This is a genomic window from Chromobacterium aquaticum (genome assembly GCF_021129195.1).
Lineage (GTDB): Bacteria > Pseudomonadota > Gammaproteobacteria > Burkholderiales > Chromobacteriaceae > Chromobacterium > Chromobacterium aquaticum.
The window spans coordinates 1-7,279 of the sequence record NZ_JAJOHW010000052.1 but is presented as its reverse complement, the minus strand read 5'-3'; the positions used below and the strand labels follow the sequence as shown (position 1 = coordinate 7,279).

The 7,279-nt window shown below is 65.9% G+C and carries 5 protein-coding genes and 1 pseudogene; 5 read left to right on the top strand and 1 reads right to left on the bottom strand.

From position 1 onward, the window contains the following. A pseudogene (locus LQT98_RS08480) lies at positions 1–535 on the bottom strand (glycoside hydrolase family 15 protein); the annotation flags it as partial. A 232-nt stretch (positions 536–767) separates the two neighbouring features. On the opposite strand from LQT98_RS08480, the gene LQT98_RS08475 reads away from it, so the two are divergent. The 5 genes from LQT98_RS08475 to dsbG all read left to right on the top strand — a co-directional run. Next, complete coding sequence (locus LQT98_RS08475; RefSeq protein ID WP_231461921.1) at positions 768–2,372, top strand: FAD-dependent oxidoreductase; 1,605 nt, start codon at positions 768–770, stop codon at positions 2,370–2,372. Between the two features lie 178 nt (positions 2,373–2,550). Further along, on the top strand, positions 2,551–4,509 hold the full coding sequence (locus tag LQT98_RS08470; protein ID WP_231461918.1) for a hypothetical protein: 1,959 nt from the start codon (positions 2,551–2,553) through the stop codon (positions 4,507–4,509). A gap of 39 nt (positions 4,510–4,548) precedes the next feature. Then, on the top strand, positions 4,549–5,646 hold the full coding sequence (locus LQT98_RS08465; protein WP_053074186.1) for a ferritin-like domain-containing protein: 1,098 nt from the start codon (positions 4,549–4,551) through the stop codon (positions 5,644–5,646). A gap of 289 nt (positions 5,647–5,935) precedes the next feature. Beyond that, positions 5,936–6,751 (top strand): TlpA family protein disulfide reductase, encoded by an 816-nt coding sequence (locus LQT98_RS08460; RefSeq protein WP_048408137.1) that lies wholly within the window; start codon positions 5,936–5,938, stop codon positions 6,749–6,751. Between the two features lie 2 nt (positions 6,752–6,753). Continuing rightward, on the top strand, positions 6,754–7,279 hold a 526-nt coding region (gene dsbG / locus LQT98_RS08455), incomplete at its 3' end, for a thiol:disulfide interchange protein DsbG (RefSeq protein WP_231461917.1).

Here is a 7,279-nt window from a genome sequence, read left to right as displayed (position 1 = left end):
CGCCGGCGCGCGCCAGGGTGGCGGCGCTATTGCCGGCGCCGGCATTGTCCAGATAGGGCTTGAACAGCAGATAAAGCCGGAAATCGCCGACGCGGCGGCCGTCCAGCGCGCTGAAGGTGACGCGCTGGATCAGCGCGTCGCGCGCCGGATCGGTGAAGATGCGCTTGCTGATGCGCCAGTGATGGGCCGCGTTGCCGGTCTGCGCCTGCCAACTCATGCTGCGCGGATGCAGCCGCTGCACGCGGTAGTCCTGCTGCTTTTCCTCGTCGACGAAACCGCCGCCGGCGTCGCCCACCAGGAATTGCAGATCCACCGCCGCCTGGCTGTCCACCGCCGGGTAGAACACCTCGGACACCACGCCGCGATAGCCGGTGAAATACACCCGCGACGGCCCCTCCGTTGCCACGCCGACGAAAGACTTGGCCGCCGGGCCGCGCACCGCCGTCAGTCCCGGCGCGCCAAACGCCTCGCCGGCCTGCGCCGCACCGCCTAGGCCGCCCAGCAGCAGGGCCAGGCCCATCCATTGCTTGATCATGTCCGCTCGCTCCTGATTTTGGCAGGGAGCGTAGCAAAACAACATCCAAATGTCATTTCATGCCAGAACAAAATCCAGCGGATTCAAGCTTGGACCCCGAGAAATGAAACGTTAAAACAAGCAATGCCACCAAGCTCAGCATTTGCCAGCCTCGCCCTCTCACCCCTCGTCTATAAAACAATGTCATTCAAAACGCACAGCCGCCGTCGCGGCCGCACAAGGAGAAGAGCACATGGGCTTGAATGCCATCACCCCGGACGATCATCGTTACGAGACACTGAAAAAAGGCTTCAACCTGCGCTGGCCGGAAACCGGCCAGGCCGCCAGCGGCATTGTCATCTGCAGCGATGAGGCCGAAGTCGTCGCCGCGCTGCAATACGCGCTGGATCATAAGCTCAAGCCCACCATACGCAGCGGCGGCCATTGCTACGAGGGCTTCGTCAGCAACAATCCCGGCGGCCTGATCATAGACATCGGCCAACTTTCCGGTTTGCGCCGCGACGTTGTGGCGGACGGCCACAGCTACGGCTTCCAGCTCCTGGCCGGCAATCAGAACTGGGACGGCTATGTCGGCCTGTACAAGCTCACCGGCAAGACGGTGCCGGGCGGCTCTTGCTACTCGGTGGGCGCCGGCGGCCATATCAGCGGCGGCGGCTACGGCCTGCTGTCGCGGCTACAAGGCCTGACCGTGGATTGGCTGAGCGCGGTGGATATTCTGCTGGCGGACGGCGGCAAGGCGCGCAAGGTCCACGCTCGCGCCGACAATGAATTCTCCGATCTGCTCAAGCTGTGCAAGGGCGCCGGCGGCGGCAATGTTGGCCTGATCACCAGCTATTACTTCGACGATTTGCCGCCGGCGCCACAGCAGGTGGGCGTGCAATTCCTGCAATTCGACTGGAACGATTTCAAGGATCTGGGCCGCTTCACCGCCTTGTTGCAAACCTACGGCCAATACTGGCGGGAGGCGGACAGCGAGCCCGATGGCTACGGCCTGTTCAGCCTACTCAAGCTCACCCATGTCAGCGCCAAAAAACTGGGGCTGGTGGTGCAGTACACCGACCGGGACGGCAAGCTGAACGATACCGCGCCGTTCAACGACTTCTATCGGCGCATCGCGCAAGTGGCCTCGCCGCAGTTGCTGAACACCTATCTGCCCGGCGGCGGCCATCTGCCCCACATCCCGCACCGCTCGCCGCCCAGGAACAGCGCGCCCTTGCCAGAACACGCGCAGGCGATGGACTGGCTGTACGCCACCCAGACGCTGAACGGCTCCGGCAACAATCAGCGCGGCAAGTACAAATCCGCCTATATGAAACAGAACTTCAGCCAAGCCGAGTGCAAGGCGATCCACCAGCATCTGAACGCCCATGCCGACGACCAGGACTTTGCCCAATCGCTGCTGCAAGTGGATTCCTACGGCGGCGCGATCAACCGCCGCGGCGCCGGCAACAACGGTTTTGATCCCGCCGACAACCAGACCGCGGTGCCGCAGCGCGCCTCGGTGATGAAGCTGCAATACCAGAGCTACTGGACCGACCCGGCCAACGACGCCAAGCACTTGAACTGGATGCGCGAGTTCTTCGACGCCGTCTACGCCGCCGACGGCTTCAACGGCACGCCCTACCCGGCCTCGGCGGTCTTGCCGGACTCGCCCTACGAAGGCTGCTACATCAACTACCCGGACGTGGACATGCTGAATGGCGCGCGGCCGGGCACACCCGGCTATAGCTGGGGCGAGCTGTATTACGGCGCGCTGTACCCGGAACTGGTGGCGATCAAGCGCAAGTACGACCCGGGCAATGTGTTCAAGCACGCGATGTCGCTGGGCGCGGAGTAATCGCCCGCCCCTGGCCGGCGCGCGCAAGGCGCCGGCCTTTCTCCACCTGCCCCGCCTATCCACCTGACCTAAAGAACATTGCCCTAATGGTCAGCGCTGCCTATACCCGCGCTATGCGTATGGAATTAAAACGCCAAGCATAGTCGTCCGCGGATTTTCCTCACCGCTAGGAGCCCATATGAGCTATTTGCAGTTTCCCCGGCTGGCCTTTGCCGGCCAGTTCCAGGCCGACGTCTCCACCGTCAACAACGACCCGCGCCACTTCGACAACGCCACCTTCGAGGCCCACTTCCAGGAGTTCCAGCAAGCGGATGCCGCCGGCAACACCAAGACTTACAACGGCTGGTGGCACCCCACCGGCACCGCCATCATGCGCTTCGCCAACTGCCAGGTGACCAGCTTGCGCGGGCCCAACGGCATCCAGATCACCAATCCGGCGCAGGACCCGCTGCTGTCCTGTAGCGTGGGCAACGCCATTGGCAAGCCGTCCGCCAAGATGGTGGACCTGGACCCGGACTGGCAGCTGGCCTCCAATGTCTACGGCCTAGCGGTGTCGCTGCTCAAGCCGGACGGCACGCCGCTGATGACCGCGGATTACCAGAGCAACCCCTTCCGCGATCTGTGGTTTGGCCGCGGTCAGGGCAATGGCAGCGATATGGGCGCCTCGGCGATCTTCCAATCCGTGCTCACCAATATCCATTGGCATCTGGACGGCTTCGACAGCCCGCTGCTGGCGCGCCTGATCGAGCTGAGCGAGCAGGACCGGCTGTCCATCCGGCTATCCACCTACGGCTACGATATGAACGCCGGCTCGCCCTTGTTCGGCTACGGCACCGTGCTCGGCGCCATCGGCCCGGCCTATGCCGACCAGCCGCGCTCCTTCATCCTGGGCCGCCGCTTCATGCCCACCACTCAGAACAGCCTGCAGGACTCGGTGTCCGGCAATGGCATCGGCTGTTTCTCTTCCTGGCTGGACCAGGAAACCGCCAGCCTGCAAGTGGACCTGAGCAATGCGTTGCCCGTGGATGGCAATAACCAGGTCGTCGCGCTGCCGCCTCTGCAATACGCGATCCTGCATCAGGAATTGACCGCGCAGGACACGGAGATCGGCCCGGGCGACTACACCGTCATCGCTAGCGTGGACACCTCGCAAACGCTGCAAGACCAGCAGGCCGGCATCCAGTCGGTGCCGCTGACCGAGGAACAGCTGCGGCTGGCCACCCGGCCCCTGCCGCTGGCCATCGTCCAGCCGGTGGACGCGCAAGGCCGCGCCACCGTCTGCGTGCGCGAAGTGCTGCTGGGCAACGAGGTGCGCGCCGAGGATTTCGCCATCCGCCTGGACCCCAACCACCCGGACAAGAACCACCTGCACACCCATGTCTACGCCGCGCGCTATGGCCAGCCGCTGGCCGGCGCTGCGCTGGCCTTCTGGGCCGGCGCGCCGATGCTGGACTACGGCAATACCCCCGCCGACGCCACCGTGGGCACCACGCCGCGCGCGCTGCTGCCGGTCAACAACGTGCCCAACGCCGCCATCCGCATCAGCCCGGCGGAACCGGTCACCGACCAGGCCGGCCGGGCCGCCATCACCCTGCACGGGCCGGAAACCTTCGGCACCCCGCGCGAATACATGGACGGCCAGCTATTCACCATTTCCTACAATCTGGCCGGCCCCGACCCGGCGCTGCAGCAGCATTACGACAACCTGGCGGTGGTGGTTTTCAGCAGCTTCCCGCAGCCGGGCCAGAACATCGATCTGGACAATCCAAGCTGGGAAGACGTGCAACCCATCCTGCAGCAATACGCCAACCTCTACCCGGTGATGAGCCAGGGCCTGTTCGACTTTTCCAAGCAGGCAGTGGCCGACGCCAGCGCCTTCATCATGCGCTTCGTCTTCGACAAACCGATGGAAGACCCGGACCAGATGCCGGTGACGCGCGATCTGTCCGCCAGCAAGCGGCGCATGCTGATCAACTACTTCCAAAACGTGATAGACCGCACCGGCAAGACCTTCGACCGCCAGTTGATGTACGGCAAGCGCTGCCCACTGCGTCAAAGCGCGCCGCCCAGCGAAGCCGACATCGCCGCCACGCTCGCCTCCCCATCCGCCAGCAAGCTGCGCAAGCCCCGCGGCTGACCCCGGCCCCGTCATTCGCCCTTCCAAGGAAACCAAGCCATGCTGAAGATACGTCAAGAACTCATGACCGAGCTGCGCCAGGCCGAGCACATCCATCATGTGCGAACCATGCTGGCCGGCGCGGTGCGGCTGGAGCTGTCCACCATCCCCACTTATCTGACCGCGCTGTTCTCCATCAAGCCCGGCCAGAATCAGGAAGCGCGCGCGCTGGTGCAGTCGGTGGTGGTGGAGGAAATGCTGCACATGACGCTGGCCGCCAATACCCTGATCGCCATCGGCGGCAATCCGCGCATCATCGAGGACGGCCAGGCACTCAACTATCCCGGGCCGCTGCCGATGTGCGTGGACACCAGCCTCACCGTCACGCTCAAGGCGCTGAGCCGGCAGCAGGCGCAGGAGGTGTTCATGGAGATAGAGCGCCCGGACACCCAGGCCATCCTGCCCGGCGAAACCCAGGCCTATGTCGACAACCAGCCCGGCTTCGACTCCATCGGCCGCTTCTACCAAGCAATACTGGAGCGGCTGCAGCACCTGGAAAACCACGGCCATGACTGCTTCGCCCAGCCGCGCTTGGACGAACAGGTGGATGTCAGCCAGTGGTTTCCGCACGAGGTGGAAGGCTGTCCGGACGGCAAGGTGCACGACATGGCCAGCGCCCGCGCGGTGATAAACACCATCGTGCGCCAGGGCGAAGGCGTGCAGGTGGAAGACGACTGGATCAACCCCAAGGAAGACGCCGGCGGCGGCTACGCCCACTATTTCAAGTTTGGCGAAATCTACTACGGCAAGCGCCTGGTGCGTGACGACTGCAGCCCCTCCGGCTGGTCCTACACCGGCGAGCCGGTGCCGCTGGACGAAACCGGCGTGTTCAATCTGCTGCCCAATGCCGCGCTCTCCGATTATCCGGCCGGCAGCGGCGCGGCGGTCAGCGGCGCCCAGTTCTACCAGTCTTATCAAAACCTGCTGGCCGCGCTGGACCGCACCTTCAACGGCCAGCCACAGCAGCTGGACGCCGCCATCGGCATCATGTACGAGCTGAAGCTGGTGGCGCAGAAAGTGATGCAGCACCCCGTTGGCACCAGCACGCCGGACGTGGTGGCCGCACCGCCATTCATGCGCGTGCACCAGGCCAGCTGAACCGCGCTCCGAACCACGGCCCGCCCGGCGCCCGCGCTGAGGCGGGCCGTTTGTCGTCTATACTCCCCCCTGCCGTCGTCGCCCCCTCCCAGCGCAAGCGGTGAATCTTTTTGAGAAAGCCCAGTCTATTCTGACGTTTAAAACGCCAGTTCCAGCCGCTCGCGCGGCAGAACCCCGCGGCCATGCCGCGGGCACCGCCAGACAGCCGCCCCCTGCCAGCGCCCACCGGGCGCCCGGGCCACGGACGGCCTCCCCGCCGCGCGCCGTCCGCGCGGCACAGGACTAAACCATGCTTGCTTTCAACCTTGGCCCGCTGGCCATTCCCGTCAGCTTCGCCATCACGGCCGCCGCCTGGCTGGCCGCGCACGCCGCCGGCTTTCTCGCCGCGCGCCGCTGGCGCGTCAGCGTGGCGTCTGACCTCAACGACATGCTGCTGTGGGGCTTCGTCGCCTCGCGGGCGGCCTTCGTGCTCTACTGGTTCTCGCTGTACGCCCACCGGCCGCTGGCGATGCTGGACCTGCGCGACGGCGGCTTCCTGCCCTGGGCCGGCATCGCCGCCGCGCTGGCCCTGGCGCTATGGCGCGGTTGGCGCCGCGCCGCCTTGCGCCGACCGCTGGCCATCGCTATCCTGAGCGGCGCGCTGGCCTGGGCCGCAGGCCAGGCGCTGCAACAGGAGCAGACCAAGGCCGCCTTGTCCGCGCGCGTGCTGCCGCAATTGGACGGCGCCCCCGCCTCCTTGCCGGCGCTGGCCGCCGGCAAGCCCGTGGTGCTCAATCTGTGGGCCAGCTGGTGCCCGCCCTGTCTGCGGGAAATGCCGCTGCTGCAACAGGCGCAGCAACAATACACCGGCGTGCGCTTCCTATTCGCCAACCAGGGCGAGGACGAAGTGCTGGTGCGCCAGTTTTTCCGTAGCCAGCCGCTGCGGCTGCAACACGTGTTGCTGGACCCTGGCGGCGCGCTGGGCCGCGAATATGGCTCGGTGGCGCTGCCCACCACGCTGTTCTTCGACGCCCGCGGCCGCTTGCAAACCGTACACCTGGGCGAACTGTCCGAGGCCACCCTGGCCAGCAAACTGCAACAGTTGGACAGCGCCTCCAAGGAATGACCATGACCGCATCGCTGATCCGCGGCCTGGCGCCGCTGGCGCTATGGCTGAGCCTGAACGCCCACGCCGCTGCGCCCCAAGCCTGGCCGGCGCCCATCCAGGCGCTGGAGGCCCAGGGCTATGAAGTCCTGAGCAGCTTTCCCGGCCCCGCCGGGCTGACCGGCTACGCCGCGCTCTATCTGGGCCGGCCGCAAACCCTTTACCTGACGCCGGACGGCCAGCAAGCCATCGTCGGCAACATCACCGACGCCCATGGCGAAAAATGGCAGCCGGAGCTGCTGGACCGGCAGTTCGGCGCCGCGCTGTGGCGGCAGCTGGAAGCCAGCCACTGGATAGCCGACGGCAAGGCCGACGCCGCCAGGGTGGTTTACACCTTCACCGATCCCAACTGCCCGTACTGCCGCCAGTTCTGGCGCGACGCCCGGCCCTGGGTCAATGCCGGCCAGGTTCAGCTGCGCCACATTCCGGTGGGCCTGCTGGCGGCGGACAGCCCGGCCAAGGCCGCCGCCCTCTTGGCCGCGCCGGATC

Coding starts and splice junctions, on each gene's coding strand:
- LQT98_RS08475 (WP_231461921.1), top strand. CDS start 768: ATGGGCTTGAATGCCATCACCCCGGACGATCATCGTTACGAGACACTG.
- LQT98_RS08460 (WP_048408137.1), top strand. CDS start 5,936: ATGCTTGCTTTCAACCTTGGCCCGCTGGCCATTCCCGTCAGCTTCGCC.
- LQT98_RS08465 (WP_053074186.1), top strand. CDS start 4,549: ATGCTGAAGATACGTCAAGAACTCATGACCGAGCTGCGCCAGGCCGAG.
- LQT98_RS08470 (WP_231461918.1), top strand. CDS start 2,551: ATGAGCTATTTGCAGTTTCCCCGGCTGGCCTTTGCCGGCCAGTTCCAG.